This window comes from Streptomyces sp. NPDC093544 (assembly GCF_040683495.1).
In the GTDB taxonomy this organism is placed as follows: Bacteria; Actinomycetota; Actinomycetes; order Streptomycetales; family Streptomycetaceae; genus Streptomyces.
The window spans coordinates 356495-375677 of record NZ_JBFBEA010000004.1 but is presented as its reverse complement, the minus strand read 5'-3'; the positions used below and the strand labels follow the sequence as shown (position 1 = coordinate 375677).

The 19183-nt window shown below is 71.1% G+C and carries 16 protein-coding genes and 1 pseudogene; 15 read left to right on the top strand and 2 right to left on the bottom strand.

Annotation, left to right across the window (positions count from 1 at the left end):
• The first annotated feature begins 89 nt into the window (after window positions 1-89).
• The 14 genes from AB0N66_RS07925 to AB0N66_RS07860 all read left to right on the top strand — a co-directional run bounded on the left by AB0N66_RS07925 (window position 90) and on the right by AB0N66_RS07860 (window position 17354).
• The gene (locus tag AB0N66_RS07925; protein WP_365430121.1) at window positions 90-1676 is read left to right on the top strand and encodes an ABC transporter substrate-binding protein; all 1587 of its coding nucleotides are present in this window, start codon (window positions 90-92) and stop codon (window positions 1674-1676) included.
• Window positions 1666-2745 (top strand): ABC transporter permease, encoded by a 1080-nt coding sequence (locus AB0N66_RS07920; protein WP_365430119.1) that lies wholly within the window; start codon window positions 1666-1668, stop codon window positions 2743-2745. Before AB0N66_RS07925 ends, AB0N66_RS07920 begins: the two co-directional genes overlap by 11 nt.
• Entirely contained in the window at window positions 2742-3656 is a 915-nt protein-coding gene (locus AB0N66_RS07915) for an ABC transporter permease (RefSeq protein WP_365430117.1), read from the top strand. Before AB0N66_RS07920 ends, AB0N66_RS07915 begins: the two co-directional genes overlap by 4 nt.
• Entirely contained in the window at window positions 3653-4447 is a 795-nt protein-coding gene (locus tag AB0N66_RS07910) for an ABC transporter ATP-binding protein (RefSeq protein WP_365430115.1), read from the top strand. Before AB0N66_RS07915 ends, AB0N66_RS07910 begins: the two co-directional genes overlap by 4 nt.
• Window positions 4444-5394 (top strand): ABC transporter ATP-binding protein, encoded by a 951-nt coding sequence (locus AB0N66_RS07905; protein WP_365430113.1) that lies wholly within the window; start codon window positions 4444-4446, stop codon window positions 5392-5394. Before AB0N66_RS07910 ends, AB0N66_RS07905 begins: the two co-directional genes overlap by 4 nt.
• Window positions 5395-5558: 164 nt before the next feature.
• Window positions 5559-6719 (top strand): Xaa-Pro peptidase family protein, encoded by a 1161-nt coding sequence (locus AB0N66_RS07900; protein ID WP_365430111.1) that lies wholly within the window; start codon window positions 5559-5561, stop codon window positions 6717-6719.
• Between the two features lie 92 nt (window positions 6720-6811).
• Window positions 6812-7312 carry a DUF4440 domain-containing protein gene (locus AB0N66_RS07895; protein ID WP_365430109.1) on the top strand — a complete coding sequence of 167 codons (501 nt, stop codon included), beginning with the start codon at window positions 6812-6814 and terminating at the stop codon, window positions 7310-7312.
• Window positions 7313-7827: 515 nt separating this feature from the next.
• Entirely contained in the window at window positions 7828-8928 is a 1101-nt protein-coding gene (locus AB0N66_RS07890; protein WP_365430107.1) for a beta-ketoacyl-ACP synthase III, read from the top strand.
• A gap of 183 nt (window positions 8929-9111) precedes the next feature.
• The gene (locus tag AB0N66_RS07885) at window positions 9112-9345 is read left to right on the top strand and encodes a phosphopantetheine-binding protein (protein ID WP_365430105.1); all 234 of its coding nucleotides are present in this window, start codon (window positions 9112-9114) and stop codon (window positions 9343-9345) included.
• Entirely contained in the window at window positions 9345-10577 is a 1233-nt protein-coding gene (locus tag AB0N66_RS07880; RefSeq protein WP_365430103.1) for a beta-ketoacyl-[acyl-carrier-protein] synthase family protein, read from the top strand. The genes AB0N66_RS07885 and AB0N66_RS07880 overlap by 1 nt, the downstream gene beginning before the upstream one ends.
• Window positions 10578-10670: 93 nt before the next feature.
• Entirely contained in the window at window positions 10671-11606 is a 936-nt protein-coding gene (locus AB0N66_RS07875) for a 3-oxoacyl-[acyl-carrier-protein] synthase III C-terminal domain-containing protein (RefSeq protein WP_365430101.1), read from the top strand.
• A gap of 307 nt (window positions 11607-11913) precedes the next feature.
• Window positions 11914-12765, top strand: coding sequence for a ferredoxin (locus AB0N66_RS07870; RefSeq protein WP_365430099.1), 852 nt, complete (start codon window positions 11914-11916; stop codon window positions 12763-12765).
• Window positions 12766-12806: 41 nt separating this feature from the next.
• Window positions 12807-14048, top strand: coding sequence for a cytochrome P450 (locus AB0N66_RS07865; protein ID WP_365430097.1), 1242 nt, complete (start codon window positions 12807-12809; stop codon window positions 14046-14048).
• Between the two features lie 225 nt (window positions 14049-14273).
• Complete coding sequence (locus tag AB0N66_RS07860; protein ID WP_365430095.1) at window positions 14274-17354, top strand: FG-GAP-like repeat-containing protein; 3081 nt, start codon at window positions 14274-14276, stop codon at window positions 17352-17354.
• A 96-nt stretch (window positions 17355-17450) separates the two neighbouring features.
• Here AB0N66_RS07860 and AB0N66_RS07855 read toward each other — a convergent pair.
• Window positions 17451-17540 (bottom strand): annotated as a pseudogene (locus AB0N66_RS07855) (phosphodiesterase); the annotation flags it as partial.
• 12 nt (window positions 17541-17552) lie between these two features.
• On the opposite strand from AB0N66_RS07855, the gene AB0N66_RS07850 reads away from it, so the two are divergent.
• Window positions 17553-18053 (top strand): CGNR zinc finger domain-containing protein, encoded by a 501-nt coding sequence (locus AB0N66_RS07850; protein ID WP_365430246.1) that lies wholly within the window; start codon window positions 17553-17555, stop codon window positions 18051-18053.
• A 292-nt stretch (window positions 18054-18345) separates the two neighbouring features.
• On the opposite strand, the gene AB0N66_RS07845 is transcribed toward AB0N66_RS07850, so the two are convergent.
• Window positions 18346-19176, bottom strand: a complete 831-nt coding sequence (locus tag AB0N66_RS07845; RefSeq protein WP_365430244.1) for a hypothetical protein — start codon at window positions 19174-19176, stop codon at window positions 18346-18348.
• Window positions 19177-19183 lie beyond the last annotated feature (7 nt).

Here is a 19183-nt window from a genome sequence, read left to right as displayed (position 1 = left end):
CCCTAACGGCGAATCGTCCAGCTCCCCTCTCGGTGTCGGTCCGCCCCCGCCTGGCCTTCTTCCGCTCCGCCCTGCTCACGGAGGCACGCATGCCCAGATTCACTGCCGGGTCCTACCCGGCGGCACTCTCTCTCGTCGCGGTCGCGGCGCTCGCCCTGAGCGCCTGCTCCGGCGGTACGAGCGCCTCCGGCTCCTCGACCGGCAAGACCCTGGTCGTCGACACCTCGTTCAACCTGAAGACCGCCGACCCGGGCCGCGAGTTCGAGCCGACCGGGCAGATCGTGGACAAGGCGCTCTACGAGACGCTGCTGACCTTCAAGGGCTCCGACGTCACCAAGCCGGTGCCGGGCCTTGCCTCCTCGTACGAGCAGTCCAAGGACGGCAAGACGCTCACCCTGCACCTGCGTACGGGCGCGAAGTTCGCGGACGGCAGCGCGGTCACCGCCGATGACGTGGTGTTCTCGCTGAACCGGGTGATCGCGCTCAAGGGCAACCCGTCGTTCCTGCTCGACGGCGTCACGGTCACCAAGACGGACGCCTCCACCGTCACCCTGGTGTCGAAGAAGGCGAACCCGGCGCTGCCCTTCATCCTCCCCAACCCCGCGCTCGGCATCCTCAGCGCGAAGACGGTCCAGGCCCATGGCGGGACCGCGACCTCGGCGGACGGGGCGGAGAAGTACCTGAACACGACGTCGGCCGGCTCCGGTCCGTACACGCTCACCTCCTTCAACACCAACACCCAGGTCGTCCTGACGAAGAACCCCAAGTACACAGGCTCGGACAAGCCCACGTACGACAAGATCGTCCTCCGCAACGTCCAGGCGCCCACCCAGAAGCTGAACGTGCAGCGCGGTGACAGCCAGGTCGCCCTCGACCTCACCTCCGACCAGGTCAGCGGGCTCGGCGGCGGGCTCCAGGTGGACAGCGGAGCGTCCTCGGACGTGATCTTCCTGCTGCTGAACCAGAACACCAAGGTCAGCAGTACGACGTCGAACGCGAAGTTCGCGGAGGCGGTGCGCAAGGGCATCGACTACAAGAGCCTGCTGTCGCTCGCCGGTACCGGCTCCGTCCAGCCCGCCGGGATCATCCCGTCGACCTTCCTCGGCGCGCTGCCCGCCTCGGAGGCCCCGGACCGCGACCTGGCCGGGGCGAAGGCCGCGCTCAAGGCGAGCGGGATCGCCAAGCCCTCGGTGACACTCGGCTACGCCAGCGACCTGACCGTCGACGGACTGTCCCTCCAGACCCTCGCCGAACGCGTCCAGGCACAGCTGAAGGAGGTCGGCATCACCGTCACGCTGGCCCCCGCGCCGACCACCACGGAACTGGACAACTACCGCAACGGCAAGGAGCAGTTGGGCCTCTGGTACTGGGGCCCGGACTACCCGGACCCCAGCGACTACCTGGCCTTCCTGCCCGGCAACCTGGTCGGCCTGCGGGCGGGCTGGACGGCCGGCGCCGACCCCTCCCTCACCGCGCTCGGCGACAAGGCGGCCACCACGATCGGCGACGACGCCCGCAAGACGCTGTACGAGCAGATTCAGACCCAGCTGAACGCCGATGGCCCCTTCATCCCGCTGATGCAGCCGAGCCGGAACACCGTCTCCGCCGCGTCCGTCACCGGCGTCGCCTACAACCCCGTATGGACGATCGATGTCGCCTCGCTGGGTGCCAAGTAAGGACACGGGCGGCGGCGGGCGTCTCCTCGCCCGCCGCCCCCTCGCCCGCCACCCGCTCGCCCGTTTCCTGCTGCGCCGCACCGCCACCGCCGTCCTGCTCGCCCTCGGCGTGACCCTGGTGACGTTCGTCCTCACCAACATGGTCCCGGGCGACCCGGCGGCGGCCAACCTGGGCCAGCGGGCGATCGGCGACCCGGCGATCGTCGCCCAGTGGCGGCACCAGAACGGCCTCGACAAGCCGCTGCCCGTCCAGTACGTCACCTACCTCGGCAACCTGCTCCAGGGCGACCTCGGCGAGTCCCAGCAGAGCCATCAGGCGGTCCTCACCGACCTGTCCACCGCCGTCCCCGCCACCCTGGAACTCGCCGGGGCCGCGATCGTCGTCTCACTGGTCGTGGGCGTGGCGTTCGGTGTCATCGCGGCGCTGCGCCGGGACCGCTTCACCGATCAACTCCTGCGTGTGATCAGCCTGTTGGGAGTCTCGGTGCCGACCTTCTGGCTGGCGCTGCTCGCCTTCTACGTCTTCTTCTACCGGCTCGGCTGGGCGCCCGGCAGCGGTCGCCTCGACCCCGGCATGACCGCCCCACCGCACGTCACGGGCCTGTACACGGTCGACGCGGTACTCGCAGGTCAGTGGCCGGTGTTCTGGAGCGCGGTGGGCCATCTCGCCCTCCCCGCACTGGTGTTGACCGCGTACACCGTCGGCCTGCTCACCCGCTTCACCCGCTCCGCCGTCCTGGAGGTGCTGAACCAGGACTACGTCAGGGCGGCCCGCGCCAAGGGCCTGCCCGGCCGCACGGTCCTCTTCCAGTACGTGCTCCGGGCGGCCCTCGTGCCCGTCATCACGGTCGCCGGACTGGCCTTCGGGGCGCTGCTTTCGGGCACCGTCCTGGTGGAGTCGATCTTCGCCTGGCCGGGCCTGGGCGCGTACGCCTACCGCAGCGCGACCACCCTCGACCTGCCCGCCGTGATGGGCGTCGGCCTGGTCGTCGGCATCGTGTACCTGACCGTCAACCTCGCCGTGGACGTGCTGTACGGCGTGATCGACCCGAGGGTGAGGGTGCAGTGAAACTCAGTCCCGAGGGTGTGGTGAAACGCAGTCCTGAGCGTGCGGTGAAACGCGGTCTGCTACGACGGCTGCCGCCCGCCTGGCGTCGCCCGCTGGCCGTCACCGGCGGCGTGGTCGCGGTGATCTGGCTGGTGATCGTGATCGCCGCCCCGCTGCTCGCCCCGCACGATCCCCTCGCGCAGGACCTGCCCCGGCTGGCCGCTCCCGGAGCCGGGCACTGGTTCGGCACCGACGAGCTGGGCCGGGACGTGCTGAGTCGCGTGCTGTACGGAGCGCGGGTCTCCATCCCGCTCGCCCTGCTCCTTGTGACCATGTCGCTGCTGGTCGGCGGAGTGCTCGGGGCCTGCGCCGGGTTCTTCGGGCGGTGGGTGGACGAGACCGTGATGCGGATCGCGGACCTGGTGTTCGCCTTCCCCACCGTCATCCTGGCGATGGTGGTCGCCGCCGCACTCGGCGCCAGCCTCCAGAACGCGGTGCTCGCCGTCCTGGTCGTGTCCTGGCCGTCGTACGCCCGGGTCACCCGGGGCCTGGTCATGGGGATGCGCAACCGCGAATTCGTGCTCAGCGGACGGCTGTTGGGCTTCTCCGCCTGGCGGTCCATGCGCGTCGACATTCTGCCCAATGTCCTCGGCCCGCTGCTCGTCCTTGCCACCCTGGACATCGGTACCGCGACGCTGCTGCTGTCCGGGCTGTCCTTCCTGGGGCTCGGCGCCAAACCGCCGACCGCCGAGTGGGGCGCGATGGTGGCGGACGGCACCCAGCAGTTCGACAAGTGGTGGATCGGGGTCTTCCCGGGCCTGGCCATCCTCACCGTCGTGCTCGCCTTCAACTTCCTCGGCGACACGCTCCGGGACGCCCTCGACCCCGGCACCGCCCGCACGATCGGTGCGGAGAAGGAGCGTGTGGGATGACACCAGTGAGTGCCGGCAACGTGCTGGAGATCAGCGGCCTCACCCTCGACCTGGGCGGCCGTCGCATCCTCGGTGGCGTCGACCTCGCGGTGCGGCCCGGTCAGGTGCACGGGCTCGCGGGGGAGAGCGGCTCGGGCAAGACCATGACCGGTCTGGCGGCGCTCGGTCTGCTGCCGCCGGGCGCGCGCACCGGCGGCCGGATCGAGTTCGAGGGCACCGACCTGTTGACCCTCCCACCCCGTCAACTGGCCGCGCTGCGCGGGCGGTCGGTGAGCATGGTGTTTCAGGACCCGTCCACCAGCCTGCACCCCATGCTCAGCATCGGACACCAGCTCACCGACCATCTGCGCCACCACCTCAAGCTGGACCGCAAGGCCGCGAAGGAGCGGGCCGCCGAGTTGCTCACGCAGGTCCGCATCCCCAACCCCCGTGAGGCGCTGGGGCGTTACCCGCACCAGTTCTCCGGCGGGATGCGCCAGCGGATCGCCATCGCGATCGCGCTGGCCTGCGAGCCGAAGGTGCTGATCGCCGACGAGCCGACCACCGCCCTCGACGTGACCGTGCAGGCCGGCGTCCTGCGGTTGCTGCGCGGCCTCTGCGACGACCTGGGCCTCGCCATCCTGCTGGTCACCCACGACCTGGGCGTGATGTCCGCGATCGCCGACGAGGTGAGCGTGATGCGCCACGGCCTGGTCGTCGAGACCGGCCCGCGCGGCCGGGTCCTGACCGATCCACAACACGAGTACACCCGCCAGCTCCTGGACGCGCTCCCCGGAAGGAGCACCGTATGACCCCCCACCCGACGGCCCCTCTCCTCTCGGTCGACGACCTTGTCGTCCAGTACCACCGGCCGGGTGCGCCGCCCACCCGCGCCGTCGCCGGGGTCAGCCTCCAGGTGCGGGCCGGTGAAGTCGTCGGGCTGGTCGGTGAGTCGGGCTGCGGCAAGTCCACCCTGGCCCGGGCGGTCTGCGGGCTCACCGCACCCGCGGAAGGCCGGATCACCTTCGACGGCACACCGGTGCGCCCGCTGCGGGTGCGCCGCCGCGACCCGGCCCTCACCGGCGTCCAGATGGTCTTCCAGGACCCGTACGGCTCCCTCAACCCCCGCCGCCGGGTGGGCGCGCAGCTCGCCGACGGTATCCGCACCGCCGCCGAGCGCGGTGAGGCACCCGAAGGCTCCACCCCTGAGGACCTGCTGACCCGGGTCGGGCTGTCGGCGAGTGCCGCACAGGGGTACCCGCAGGAGTTCTCCGGCGGCCAGCGGCAGCGCATCGCCATCGCCCGCGCGCTCGCCGCCCGCCCCCGGCTGCTCGTCGGAGACGAACCGATCTCCGCCCTCGATGCCTCCGCCCAGCTCCAAGTGGCCACGCTGATGCGGTCGTTGGCCGTCGAGTCGGGCGCAGGGCTGCTGTTCATCAGCCATGACCTGTCCGTCGTACGGCTGATCGCCGACCGGATCGCCGTCATGTACCTCGGGCGGATAGTGGAGACCGGTCCCACCGCCGAGGTCTGGGCCGACCCGCGGCACCCCTACACCCGGGCGCTGCTGGCCGCCGTACCGCGGCCCGACGGGGCGGGAGTGCTGCCCGCCGAACTCCCCGGCGACGTACCCGACCCCGCCGCCCCGCCGAGCGGCTGCCGCTTCCACCCCCGCTGCCCACAGGCCTTCGACGGCTGCGACCGCGAGGATCCGCAGTTGATCGCCGGGGGCGTCGCGTGCCGCCTGTATGCGGCCTGACCTGGGCCGGTCCGGGCTGCGCCGACTGACCAAGGGGACGTTCCACAGCGTCGGGTGACGCCACTCGTACAGGTCCGCCCGCCCCGAACGCCGACATGCGCGATCGCGACCCTCCCAAGGGTGCCTTGCCCTCCCGAGGGCACCCCACGCTTCAAGGAGACCTGATGCCTCACACCCCGACGCCCGACGACGGCCGCCCCCGTCCCGTCGAGCCGGCCGCGGCTCTGTACCCGGCCGGCCGCCTCGACGACGCCAGGGAAGCCACCGCCCGGGCCGGGATCGACGCCCTGCTGATCTCGCCCGGTGCGGACCTGCGCTACCTGACCGGCTACGACGCCCTGCCGCTGGAGCGGCTGACCTGCCTGGTCCTGCCGGCCGACGGCGACCCCTTCCTGCTCGTACCGGCCCTGGAGGAACCCGCCGCGCGGGCATCCCCGGCCGGTGACCTGGGCATCGAGATCACCGGCTGGAACGAGACCGACGACCCCTATGCCCTCGTCGCGGCCCGGCTGCCCGCCCGGACGGCCCGCCTCGGCGTCGACAACCACATGTGGGCGGAGAAGACCATCGCCTTCCGCGCCGTACTGCCGGGCGCCGAACAGGAGTTGGCCGGGAACGTGCTGAACGGGCTGCGGATGCGCAAGACCCCGCAGGAGGCAGCCGCCCTGCGCCGGGCCGGTGCGGCCATCGACCGGGTGCATGCCCGCGTGGGCGACTGGTTGCGCGCCGGACGCACCGAACGCGAGGTCGGCCGGGACATCGCGGACGCGATGATCGCCGAGGGGCACGTCCGGGTCGACTTCGTGATCGTCGGCTCCGGGCCCCACAGCGCCAGCCCGCACCACGAACTGTCCGACCGGGTGATCCAGCCCGGCGACCCGGTGGTGGTCGACATCGGCGGCACTACCCGGGACGGCTACTGCTCCGACTCCACCCGTGTGTACGTGGTGGGCGAGCCGGCCGCGGACTTCCGTCGGCTGCACGACGCACTGCTGCGTGCCCAACGCGCCCAGACCGACGCCGTACGGCCAGGCATCACCGCCGGTCAGCTGGACGCCGTCGGCCGGGACATCATCTCCGACGCCGGATACGGGTCGTACTTCATCCACCGCACCGGACACGGCATCGGCCTGGAGACGCACGAGGAGCCCTACATCGTGGCCGGCAACCAGCTCCCGCTGGAGCCCGGCATGGCCTTCTCCGTCGAACCCGGCATCTACCTGCCCGGCCGGTACGGAGCGCGCATCGAGGACATCGTGATCTGCACGGAGGAAGGCGGGGAGCGCCTCAACCGCACGCCCCGGGACCTGGTCGTACTCCCATGACCCCGGAGTCGTGGACGGCCCCGCGAACGTGGGCGCACGACCGCCCCTGACCCGAGCCGCCCCTCGTTCACCACTCACCCAAGGACCCCGCCATGCCCGCTTCACCGTCCCGTTCCGCCCGTCCCGCACCCGGCGGCAGAGCCCGCCCGGGGGGCGCACCCGCCGACCTGGCCGAGGTGTGGGAGGTGATCACGGGCATGTACGAGGGCTACACCGCGGGCGACCGCGAGCGCATCGACTCCTTCCTCGACCCCGAGGCCACCGTCTGGGACTCGGCGACCCCCGAACTGCTCTGTGGCAAAACCGAGTTGGACCGTGTCCGGGACGGCCGCCCCACGGAAGACGGCGCGCCCGCCGAGACCGCTCTCACGGCATACGACCAGGTCGTCGACGTCTTCGGAGACCTGGCCGTGGCCCGCTACTGGCTACGGGTCGACTTCCGCACCGGCCCACCGGCACTGGCCCGCAACACCGCGCTCCTGCGACGCACCCACCTCGACGACCACTGGCTCGTCATACATCTGCACGAGGACATTCAGAGCGCCCCGGACCAAGGGAGAAACCTTGGTCGGACAGAAGCCCCGGGCCACTGACCTGGGTCCGGATTCTGTGCGTCGGCCGATCGCCTCCGAGGGGCCCGGCCGAGGTGGTGGGGGCGGGCGGGACGGCACCGCCGTTGACCGTGGTTGTCGATCGTCCGATCGTCCGATCGTCCGATCGTCCGATCGTCCGATCGGAAGGACACGGCTGGGGCGCGAGCCCTTTGCGCTCACGCTCGACGTCACGTGTGCGGCCGGGTACGCACGCCTCCCCGGCCGGCACTCCTGCGCTGGAGGAATCGGCAGCCCCTGAACGGCCGGTGGGGCGGCGACCCGACATCCCTCCAACGGCCGTCCTCTTTCGCTGCCTTTCGGGTGATACGCGAATGGCTCCGTGGCCGTAACGTTTCTGCATTCCGGCCGCTGAGCTGGCGCTTTGTGGACGGTCGAGACGGATGGCTCATTCGTTCGGATGGTGTCGCGCCTCGGCGTGATCTTGATCCGATCTACAGTCGTGCCACTCGTTCAAGATCACTCTCCACCGAGGCGTGTGTGTCCTTTCAATTCCCATGCGCAGTAGCCGTCTTGATGACGCCGCTGTCGGCCCGACGCGATGGGGCCACCCGGTGACGGCGGCCGTTCTCGAGGGCATCGCCGGTTTCGTCCCCCCGCACGTGGTGGCGAACGACGAACTGCCCGTCGCATGGGGTGTCGACGACGCCTGGGTGCGCAGGCGCAGCGGCATCGGTGAGCGACGCTGGGCGGCACCCGGTGTGGCCACGGGCGATCTCGCGCTGGAGGCTGCTCGCAAGGCGTTGACGGTGGCCGGCCTTCCGCTGGTGGACGCCGTCATCGTCGCCACCTCCACGCCGGACCGGCCGATGCCGGCCATGGCGCCACGGCTGGCCACCCGCCTCGGGCTCGGCGGGGCCGCCGCGTGGGACGTGTCCGCCGCATGCAGCGGATTCGTCTACGGGCTCGCCACCGCCGCCGGTGTCCTGGCTTCGGGGTGTGCCGACCGGGTGCTGCTGGTCGCGGCAGAGGTGTACTCGACGCTGATCGCCCCGCAGGATCGTTCCGCCGGAATCGTGTTCGCGGACGGCGCCGCGGCGGCCGTACTGCGGCGCGGTGACAAGGGCGAGCCGGGCAGCGTCGTGGCATTCGACCTCGGCAGCGACGGCTCGGGCGACACCCTGATCCAGGTACCTGGTGGCGGTGCGCTGGAGCGCTCACGCCCCGACGGCTACGGGCCGGACGACCGCTACTTCCGTATGCAGGGACGCGAGGTGTTCCAGCACGCGGTCACGCGGATGGCGCAGTCCGCCCAGGCAGTGCTCAAGCATGCGGGCTGGTCCGCCGAGGACGTGGACCGGTTCTGCGCCCATCAGGCCAACGCGCGCATCCTGTCCGCCGTCGGGGCCCGCATCCCGGTACCGGCTCATCGGCACGTCACCAACATCGAGCGGGTCGGGAACACCGGCGCCGCCTCCATCCCCCTTGCCCTGGCCGACGCCGCTGCCCGGGGCGAACTGCGCGGCGGGCAACGCGTGTTGCTGACGGCCTTCGGCGCCGGACTCACCTGGGGCTCGGCCGTCCTGCTGTGGCCGGAGCTGCCGCCCGTGCCTCATGTGGACGTCGCCGCCCCGCCCGCGCGGGTACCGATCGCCTGACGCCCCGACTTCCCCAGGGCGTCCCCGCCCAGCTCGCAGATCCCGTCCATGCGCCCATGGCCCTACGTCCCCATGGCCCTAGGTCCCGCGTCTTCACGTCCCTACGTCCGCACGTCCCCATGTCCCCTCGTCCCCACGGGTTCCGTTGCTTTGCTCCCGTTGCTCCCATTGAAAGGAACGTTCATGTCCCCTGCCCAGTCCGCCGTAACTGCCGTACTGACCCAGAAGTTCGAGGTCAGTCCCGAGAGCATCCGTCCGGAGGCCACCCTGGAGAGTCTCGACCTCGACTCCCTCGCCCTGGCCGAACTCGCCCTGGCGCTCCAGGAGGAGCTGGGTGTCCCCGTGGAGGAGGACGAGGCGGCCAAGCACAGCACGGTGGGCGAACTCGTCGCGGCGCTGAACGCCAAGCGGGCGTGATGACGGCACTGCGTACGTCCGTCTCCGTCACCGGCCTGGGGCTGATCACCCCGGCCGGGGTCGGCCGCGAGGCGACGTGGGAGGGGATCCTGCGCGGTCGCTCCACCGCGTCGACGGACCCCGAACTCAAGGAATGCGCCGTCGACTTCTCCTGCCGCATTCCGGCGATGACGCCGGAGCAGGCCCGTATCGGCGGCGGCAAGGCGTGGCGCATGGGGCACTTCAGCCGGCTCGCCGTACTCGCCGCGCGCGAGGCGGTCTCCGACGCGGGCCTCGACCCCGCCGGGTGGGACGGTGCGCGGGTCGCTGTCGTGATCGGTTCGGGGCTGGCCGGAGCCGCGCATCTGGAGGAGCAGACCCTCCGCCATCACCAGGGAGGACCCGAGCTGGTCTCTCCCGCGCTCGTGCCCATGCTGATCTCCAACATGGCGGCGGGCGAGGTGCTTCTGGATCTGGGCGCCCGCGGCCCTTCGCTGGCCACGGAGACCGCGTGTGCCTCCGGAGCCAGCGCCCTGGCCACGGCACGCCAGTTGCTCCTGGCCGGTCTGTGCGACATCGCGGTCGCGGGCGGCGCGGAGGCGGCCATCACTCCGGTGATCACATCCGGCTTCCAGCGGATGGGGGCGCTCTCGGCCCGCACCGGCGACCCCGGGGCGGCTTCGCGGCCCTTCGCGGCGGACCGGGACGGCTTCGTGATCTCCGAGGGCGCCGCCGTACTCGTACTGGAGCGACAGGAGGATGCGCGAGCCCGCGGCCACCGTGCCTACGCCCAGTTCGCCGGCGCCGGACTCACCTCGGACGCGCACCATCCAACCGCGCCTGCCCCCGGGGGAGTTCATGCCGAGGCCGCGCTGCGGACGGCGCTCGCGGAGGCGGGCCTGCAACCGGTGGACGTCGATCACGTCAACGCGCACGGCACCTCGACGCCCCTCAACGACCTGACCGAGGCCGAGATGATCGGCCGCGTGCTTCCCCACCGCCCCAGCGTCACCGCCGCCAAGGGAGTCCTCGGGCACAGCCTCGGCGCCGCGGGCGCGATCGAGGCGGCGCTGACGGCACTGACCATCAGGCACTCCACCGTGCCGCCGATCGCCAACCTCACGGCAGGCAACCTCGCCTTCGACCTGGACTGTGTGACGGGTGAGGCCCGTACCCAGCGCGTCCGTGCCGCCGTGAGCCAGTCCTTCGGGTTCGGCGGGCACAACGTCGTGCTGCTCTTCACCGAGGGCTGATCAATACCGAGGACGATCAATGAGGACTGATCAATGACCGTTCACAGCAGTATCGTTCATGCGGCTGTCCATGTCCCCGAGGGGCGGCAGAGCGTGACCGCGGTGGAAGACCGCTTCCGTGCGAACAGTCCCGCCGTCCCGCTCTCCCGCGGGGTGCTCCAGCGCATGTACGGGCTGGCCGAACGCACGGTGGCCGACGACCAGGAGCAGCCGTCCGACCTGGCCGTCCACGCGGCGCGCCGGCTGCTGGCGGACACCGGCACCGATCCGGACCGCGTCGACCTGCTCCTGTACGCGGGCATCCTCGCCGACATGGAGGAGCCGGCCACCGCTCATGTCGTCGCCGACAAGCTGGGCCTGGGGTGTCCCGTCTTCGACCTGAAGAACGCCTGCAACGGAGTCCTCAACGCGCTGGAGGTCGCGGACGCGTTCATCCGCGGCGGCCAGTACCGCAGGGTGCTGGTGACCACCGCCGAGGTCAGTACCCGCGAAAGCCGCTGGCAGGTGGACGACCCGGCGGACCTACTGACCGCGCTGCCCAGCCTCAGCACCGGCGACATGGGATCCGCCCTCCTGGTGGAGGCGAGCGACCGGCCCGGCATCCTCGGCTCGCGCTTCTTCGCCAACTCCTGGGGCTGGCAGGCCGCGACCCTGCCCAACCCGTACGCGCAGCACCGCAGGCTCGGCCACCTGCGGATCGACTCCGCGCAGTTGGTGGGCTCGTTCGAGGGGCTGCCCGGCAAGGTGCGGGGAGCACTGAAGGAGTTCGGCGTCGAGGGCGACGACCTGGACCTCGTCTGCGTGCACCAGCCGTCGGTGCCGTTCACCCGGGTCGTCTGCGACTGGGTGGGCGTGGACCCGCAGCGGATCCTGGCCACCTTCCCCACCCACGGCAACGTGGCGACCAACACCATCCCGCTGCAACTCGCCACCGCCCTGGACAGCGGCCGCCTGCAACGCGGCGATCTGGTGGGCATGTTCGGCTTCGCGAGCGGGGCCAGCGCGGGAGTGGTCGTCTGCAGGTGGTGAACCACTCCTGACGCGGGCCGCCCTCCTGTGCCGGAGGCCGCTTCAGTGTCTGACATGGCTCCGGTGCCGGAGGCGGCTTCGGTGCCTGACATGGCTCCGGTATCGGAGGCGGTTCTCAGTGCCTGACGTGGCTTCGGTGCCGGAGATGGTCTCAGTGCCTGACACGCCTTCGGTGCCGGAGACGGCCTCGTGCCTGACACGCCTCCAGCGCCCGAGGCCGCCTCAGTGCCCGAGCCGGCCTCAGCGCCCGACACACCCCCAGCACCCGACACGCCCCGGACCCCGTACGAACGCGAAAGCTCCCCTCATGACCACATCGCCCGTCAACACCCCACTCCCCACCCCACTCCGCACCCCACCGGACACTCCACCAGACACCCCGCCCCGCATCCCTCCCCGCATCCCTCCCCTCCTTCCGTCCGAGTGGCCCCCGGTCCTGCGGTCGTTGCTCGCGGACTCCCACCAGGACGGTCCCGGCCGGGAGAACCTGTTCGGCACCCTCGCCCACCACCCTGCCCTGGCGCACGCCTGGCTCTCCCTCGCGCGCGTACTCACCCACGAGGGAACCCTCGGTCACCGCCGGCGCGAGCTGGTCGTGCTGCGCATCGCGCACCGGCTCGACGGGACGTACGTCTACGAGCGGCACCGGGCGCCGGCCGCGGAAGCCGGCCTGACGGCGGCGGAGATCGCGGCCACGGCGGCCGGACTGGACACCCACTCCTGGGTGGAAGAGGAACTCGTACTCCTACAGGCGTGCGACCTGCTCGCTGCCAACGCCCCCGTCCCCGACGGACTTTGGGACCGGCTCACCCGCGTCCTGCGCCCGGAGCAACTGGTCGAACTGCTGGTCCTGGCCGGCCAGAGCGCCACCATGTGCACCGCCCTCAACGTTCTGCGCACGCCCTCCGACGCGCCCTCCGCCGCGCCTTCCGACGGCGCCCCCGCCCGACAGCGACACCTCACCGTGCACCTGGACAGGGAACGCTGCTGCAGCGCCGGCCAGTGCGTCGGTGCCGCGCCGGAGGTGTTCGAGCAGGACGAGTCGGACGGGCGGGTCACCTTCCTCGTGCCGGAGCCCGACCAGCGGTACGCCGCCGACGTACGGCTGGCCGCGGACCTGTGCCCGAGCGGTGCCATCACCCTCGTCGACACCCCCTGAACCACCACGAGCCGAACCGCCACCAGGAGACAGCCCAGCTCATGATGCCCACCGCACCTTCCACCCCCACCGCACCCTCCCCTCCCACCGCAGCCGTCAACCTCCCCTCCCCATACGGCAGTTGCCCATTCGACCCGCCTCCCGCCTACTCGGCCGCCGCCCGCGACGGGGCCGTCACCCGTGCCGTACTGCCGGACGGCACCGCATGCTGGCTGGTGACCGGCTACGACGAGGTACGAGCCGTCCTGGCGGACCCCCGGTTCAGTGCCGACGCGCGTACACCGGGCTTCCCCTTCCTCTCGGCGGGTCAGCGTGAACTGGCCACCGCCAAGCCGAGCTTCATCCGCATGGACGATCCCGAACACGCCCGGCTGCGCCGCATGGTGACCAAGGACTTCCTGGTCAAGCGCGTGGAGGAACTGCGCCCTGGCATCCAGGACATCGTCGACAAGGCCGTGGACCGCATGACCGACGGCCGCACCTCGGCCGACCTCGTGGCCGACTTCGCCCTGCCCATCCCGTCCCTGGTCATCTGCCTGATGCTCGGAGTGCCGTACGAGGACCACGACCTGTTCCAGGCGCTCAGTCGCACGCTGCTCGACAACCACACGACACGGCGGCGGGCGGAGGAGGCCCACGCCCAACTGATGGGCTATCTGGCCCGGTTGGCCGAACACAAACGCGACCACCCCGCGGACGACATCCTCAGCCGCCTCGCGGCACGCGAGGACCTGACTCCCCAGGAGACGGCGTCACTCGGCTTCCTCCTGCTGGTCACCGGCCACGAGAGCACCGCGAACATGGCGGCCATCAGCGTGCTCGCCCTGCTGCGCGACCCCGACCAGGCGGGCCTCCTTCGCAACGACCCGGAACTGGTCCGCGGCGCGGTGGAGGAACTCCTGCGCCACCTCACGATCATCCACCTGGGTCTGGGCCGTGCGGCGACCGAGACCGTGACGGTGGGCGGAGCGACGATCCCGGCCGGCGACGGCGTGATCTGCATGCTCTCCACCGCCAACCGCGAGGAGGGGCTGTTCGCGGCCGGCAGCGGTACCGGTCCGGCCGACCTCGACGTCACCCGGGACGCCCGGCGCCATGTGGCCTTCGGCTACGGAATCCACCAGTGCCTGGGCCAGACCCTGGCCCGCGTCGAACTGCAGATCATCCTCACCACCCTGCTGCGCCGCCTGCCCGGACTAGGCCTGGCAGTGCCCCCTGCCCAACTCACCTACAACCAGGACAACATCGTCTACGGCCTTCGCGCCCTCCCCGTGACCTGGTAGGGCCCGGGCAACGAAACAGAGCCGAGCGGATGCCGTCTCCTCTGGGCCCGTCAGCGATCACTTTCCCCGGTACTCCTGAGGCGCCTGGGCCTGCTGTTATTCTCGTGCTTCTGTGCATGGGGGGCAGCCGGGGGGCTGGACATTTTCGCAGCACCGTCGACGCGCGCCTGATCGGCCGCCGCCGTCCCATCACGCCTTTTCTGTTGAGAAGCCTTGGAGGCGACGATGGCCCGTCGTACCACCGCCCGTGGCGTCGTCGCCACGTTGGCAGTCCTCGCCGTGACCGCCGGTCCCGGCGCGCTCGCCGTCACGGCCGAAGCGGACAACGGTGTCGGGGGCACCGCCCTCGCAGGTGCCGCTCTCGCGGCGGAGAAGGTCTTCCAGTCGGACCGCTACATACCGCGCCGGGACCGGATCTACAGCGCCGGCCCCAGCGGCTATCTGCATGCCCAGGAGGGGAGCTCCGGCTACCTGTGGACGTCGTACGCCACCGGTACGACGACCGAGCTGGGCGCCCTGTCCCGGCTCGAACTCCCCGCATACCTGGGGTCGTCGTCCGACGTCGTCGCCGATGTCGTCTCGCCCACCCAGAAAGTCGTCCTCAGGGACCTCGCCGCCGGTACCGCCACGGATGTCGCCCTCACCCACGGCACGTACGAGGCCACCTTCGGCACCCATGTGCTGACCCAGGCCCGGGACGCCGCCGGCAACCGTGTCCTGTGGCTCTACGGCGACGGCGCCCCCGCCAACGGCACCCTCGTCGACGGATGGCCGACCGGAATCACGGCCAACTTCACCGTCCTGGGCGGCGACAGCGGTACCGCCGTCATCGGCTACGCGTCGGCGAACGGCGAGCGGCACCTGGCGCTGGTGGACCTGGCCACCGCGACAGTCACCGGCGACGTGGCCGTGTCCGCCGCTCCGACGGCCGTCGCGCTGAGCGCGGACCGGCTGGTCTGGTACCGCTCCGACAACCCGGTGGCCCACGTCCTGGACCGCGCCGACCTCTCCGCCGCCGAGACGAAGTTGACGGTGCTCGGCACGCAGGGCACCCCGTCCGTGGGTATCGCCGGAGGCTGGCTGGTGGTGGCCAATACCGTGCCGTCGAACCCAAGCAACCCGGCCGACAGGTCCGGCGTGCCGCTGATGGCCGTCCCCCTCACGGGCGGTGACCCGCTCACCCTGCTCCGGCACGCGAACAGCTCCCTCGTCACGGCACCGGACGGCAGTCTGCTGGCCGTCGGCGGTGCCGACGCCGGGCACTGGGCGGTACGCCGGGTCACCGACACGGGGGCGGACACCCCGACCCTGACGGAACTGACCGCCGTACCACCGGCGGCCGCGACGATCAGCCAACTGTCTCTGCAGAACGGCACCCTGGCCACCGACGAGCCCAACAGCAGCTTCCTGGGCGCCTACTACACCCGGAAGATCGCCGACGACGGAACGCCGAGCGCGCCGGCCTGGCTGGCCTGGGACGGCCGCGGGGCGGGTCCCTATGCCACCGGCGACGGACGGGCGGTGACGTTCACCGCCGAGCCCGACCCCACCGTCGACTCGTACGTCCAGTCCCTCAACAACGGGGCGGGCTTCTCCGTGCCCTCGGCCGCCGGAACCGTCCTCGACGTCACCGGCCGCTACGCGATCGTCAACGGCACCTCCCCCACCAAGCAGTACGTCGGTGACCTCGGCTCCTCCTACAGCCCGCCGATCGTCACCCGTTCCGTCACGGCCGCCTCCGTCTGGGGGACCAGCCTGTGGACGCCGGGTTCCGGCACCGGTGTCGTCACCGCCAAGGACCTGAAGACCGGCAAGACCACCGACACCGTCAGCACCGGCGCACCGTGCGTCCCCAAGGAGCTCCAGGCGGTGGGCCGTTGGATCTACTGGTCCTGCGGCCCGGCCGCGACGGCGGGTGTCTGGGACCGTACGGCGAAGAAGAACATCCCCGTCCCGTCGGGCGAGGCACTGCTCGGTGACGGTTACCTCGTCCGGCACGACACGTCGGCAGGGGCCCTCCTGCTCACCGACTTCGCCGACGGCACCGCGGCCACCCGCAAGCTCGGCGACCTCGCGGCGGGCACGTCCAGCCTGCGCGGGGTGACCTGGACCGTGGACAAGTTCGGCGGGCCCGCGGCCTACGTCGACGCCGACAAGCGGATCCACCTGGTGCCCAGCGAGGTGGCCACCCAGCGGCTCGCGGTCATCGAGTCCGAGGTGCGGGACAACGCGTGGGGGAGCGACTCGGCAGGCAGCCCGTGGTGGCAGTGGTACGGGCTGCTCTCCAAGCCCGCCGCCTCCTGGACGGCCACACTGACCAGCAAGGTCACCGGCGCCGTGGTCCGTACGCTCTCCGGCGGAGAGGTGAGCGGCGACCTGCCCGCGAACTGGGACATGCGCGACACCAAGGGCGCGTTTGTCCCCAACGGCACGTACACCTTCAAGCTGACGGCCCCGCCCGCCGACGGTTCAGGACCGTCGCTGACGGTGTCCCAGACGGTGAAGGTGTCCAACGGAGCCGCCGTACGCCGCGACTTCACCAACAGCGCCAGCTGGGCACCCGACGGAACCGGCGACGCCCTCACCCTCAGCTCGTCCGGCGTCATCAGCTACCGGCCGGGCAACGGGACGGGCGCCTTCGGCGCGAGCATGCCGGCCTCGGGCTGGCCCTCCTCCGTGACACTGGTCCCGTTCGGTGACCTCAACGGCGACCGCCGCAACGACATCCTCGTCCGGTTCAGCAGCGGCGAGCTGCGGGTGTACCGGACCATGCGCGGGCAGGCCTTCCTCACCAACACCCCGCACACCTCCCTCGGCAAGGGCTGGAACCAGTACGACGTCCTGACCTCGCCCGGCGACGTCAGCGGCGACGGCCGCCCGGACCTCATCGCCCGCAACTCCTCCACGGGGGCCGTCTACCTCTACAAGGGGACGAGCTCCGGCAAGCTCTCGGCGCGCGTGAAGCTGTACGACAACTGGAAGACGTACAAGAAGGTCGTGGGCGTCGGTGACCTCAACGGCGACGGCATCGGCGACCTGATCGCCCAGGACAAGTCCAACAACCTGTACCGGTACTACGGCAAGGGCAACGGCACCTTTGCCGCCCGTGTGAAGGTCTTCTCTGCCTGGGGAGGTTCCTACAACGCCATCGTCGGCGTCGGCGACATCACCGGCGACGGCAAGGCGGACATCATCTCCCGCGACACCTCCGGCAACGTGTGGCGCAACAACGGCAACGGCAAGGGTTCGTTCGGCCCCCGAGCGAAGATCGCCTCGGGATGGCAGGCGTACAAGAGCGTGTTCTGACCTGGCCTTAAATCGTCGCAAGTACGACGAGTACATTGACTCTGGTCCCCCAGTTCATCGCGCCTCCTCAGTCCCTCGGACCGTGCGAGCGGGGGATCAGAGCACGACGCGGTAGTGGGTGGTCAGGCGCCGGTCGTCGTCCAGGATGTGGAAGGCGAGGCCGGGCGGCTGGTCGCGGTCCAGGGAACAACGCACTGGATCCAGGAGCAGGGGGATCTGCCGGCCGGCTGCGTCGCGGCCGGGGAACCCGCACCGGACGAGGACCTCAGGCTCGGGATCATCGAGCTTCGGCGGGCAGTCCGGGCACTGTTCGCTCGCGCGGTCAGCCCCGCTCCCCCCAGCCCGCCGGACGCCCATCGCCTGATGACTGCCGACCAGGCAATGGCCCACCTCAATACGGCTGCCGCGCGGGAACTGGTCGCCCCTCAGATGGACTGGCCCGCCGAAGGAGTCCCCGCCACCCGACTGCTGTCGGCGGAGAACGACCCGTACGTTCGGCTCCTCGCGGCCCTGGCCCGAGCCACCATCGACTTCCTCAGCGGCCCGCAGCGCACGCAGTTGCGCTCCTGCACCGCGCCCCGCTGCGTGCGCTACTTCGTCAAGAGCCACGGCCGGCAGGAGTGGTGCAAGCCATCATGCGGAAACCGCGCCCGAGCAGCTCGCCACTACAGGCGGCAGCGGACGATGGCTGATGGCTGATGGCGGTTCCGCGGTTGGTTGATCGCGCGCTTCGCCGGTGCACAGTTGCGGGTGGGCAGGGCGACCAGCATCCTGCCGCCGTCCGCGCGGCGACAGGCCGGCCGATCTCGAACCGGGGGTGGGCCCGGGAACCGTGACCTCGTCCCTGGGTCCCGGTCCTGTGCAGCAGCGGCCTCTTCCCCCCCGCCCCCCGGGCCGGGGGCCCACCCTCGCCGGTCGGCGCCCCGTCGCCGCACCGCCCGGCGCATTCCGGCGCATTCCGGCCGCCGGGCCGCGGCCCCCGGCCCCCGGCTCAGTGGTCGTCGGTGATGCTGGTCGCGATGCCGTTGCTGATCTGGACCTCGGCGGAGAAGCCCTTCTTGGCGGCCGCCTCCAGCTGGGCCTCGGTGCACTCGACGCCGCCCTCGCCGCCCGGACCGGTGTTCACGGCGTCGCAGATGTCGTCGTAGCCCACGATCTTGGTGTCATCGGCGACGAGGAACTGCTGCTCGGTGCCCTTCATGTCGGACACGGTGTACTTGCCCGGCGCCAGGTAGGACACGTTGCCGAGCCAGGTTCCGTTGACACCCTTGCCGTTGTCGATGCCCTCGATGACCGACTCGTCGCGGCCCGAGGACGAGTCGGAGTCCGTGTCCGTGCCGGCGTCCGACCCGGAGGAACCGGAGTCGGCGTCCTGCTGGGCGGCGCGGCGCTCGGTCACCAGGGTCGCGACGCCGCTCTTCATCTCCACGTCGGCGTTCACGGCACCCTTCTCGAGGGCCGCCTCCAACTGGTCCAGTGTGCACGGCGCGTCCACCTTGGAGCCGGCCTCACCGCATATGGTGCCGACGCCGTAGACCTCGGTGTCGTCGGCGACCCAGAACTGCTGGTCCTCCTTGCCCGGTACGGACACGATGTACTTGCCCGGGGCGAGATAGGTGACCTTGCCGTTCTTGAACGAGCCGCTGACGCCCTTGGAGTCCTTGGAGCCCGACGCCTTCTCCGCGACCGCCACCGGGCTTGCCGAGTCCGCCGGGCTGCTGCCGGACGAGCTGGTGCCGGTGCCGTTCTGGCATGCCGTCATCAGCAGTCCGGCGGTGAGCGTGGCGGTGGCGACGATTGCCTGGCGCAGGTGGCGGTTCATCACGGGA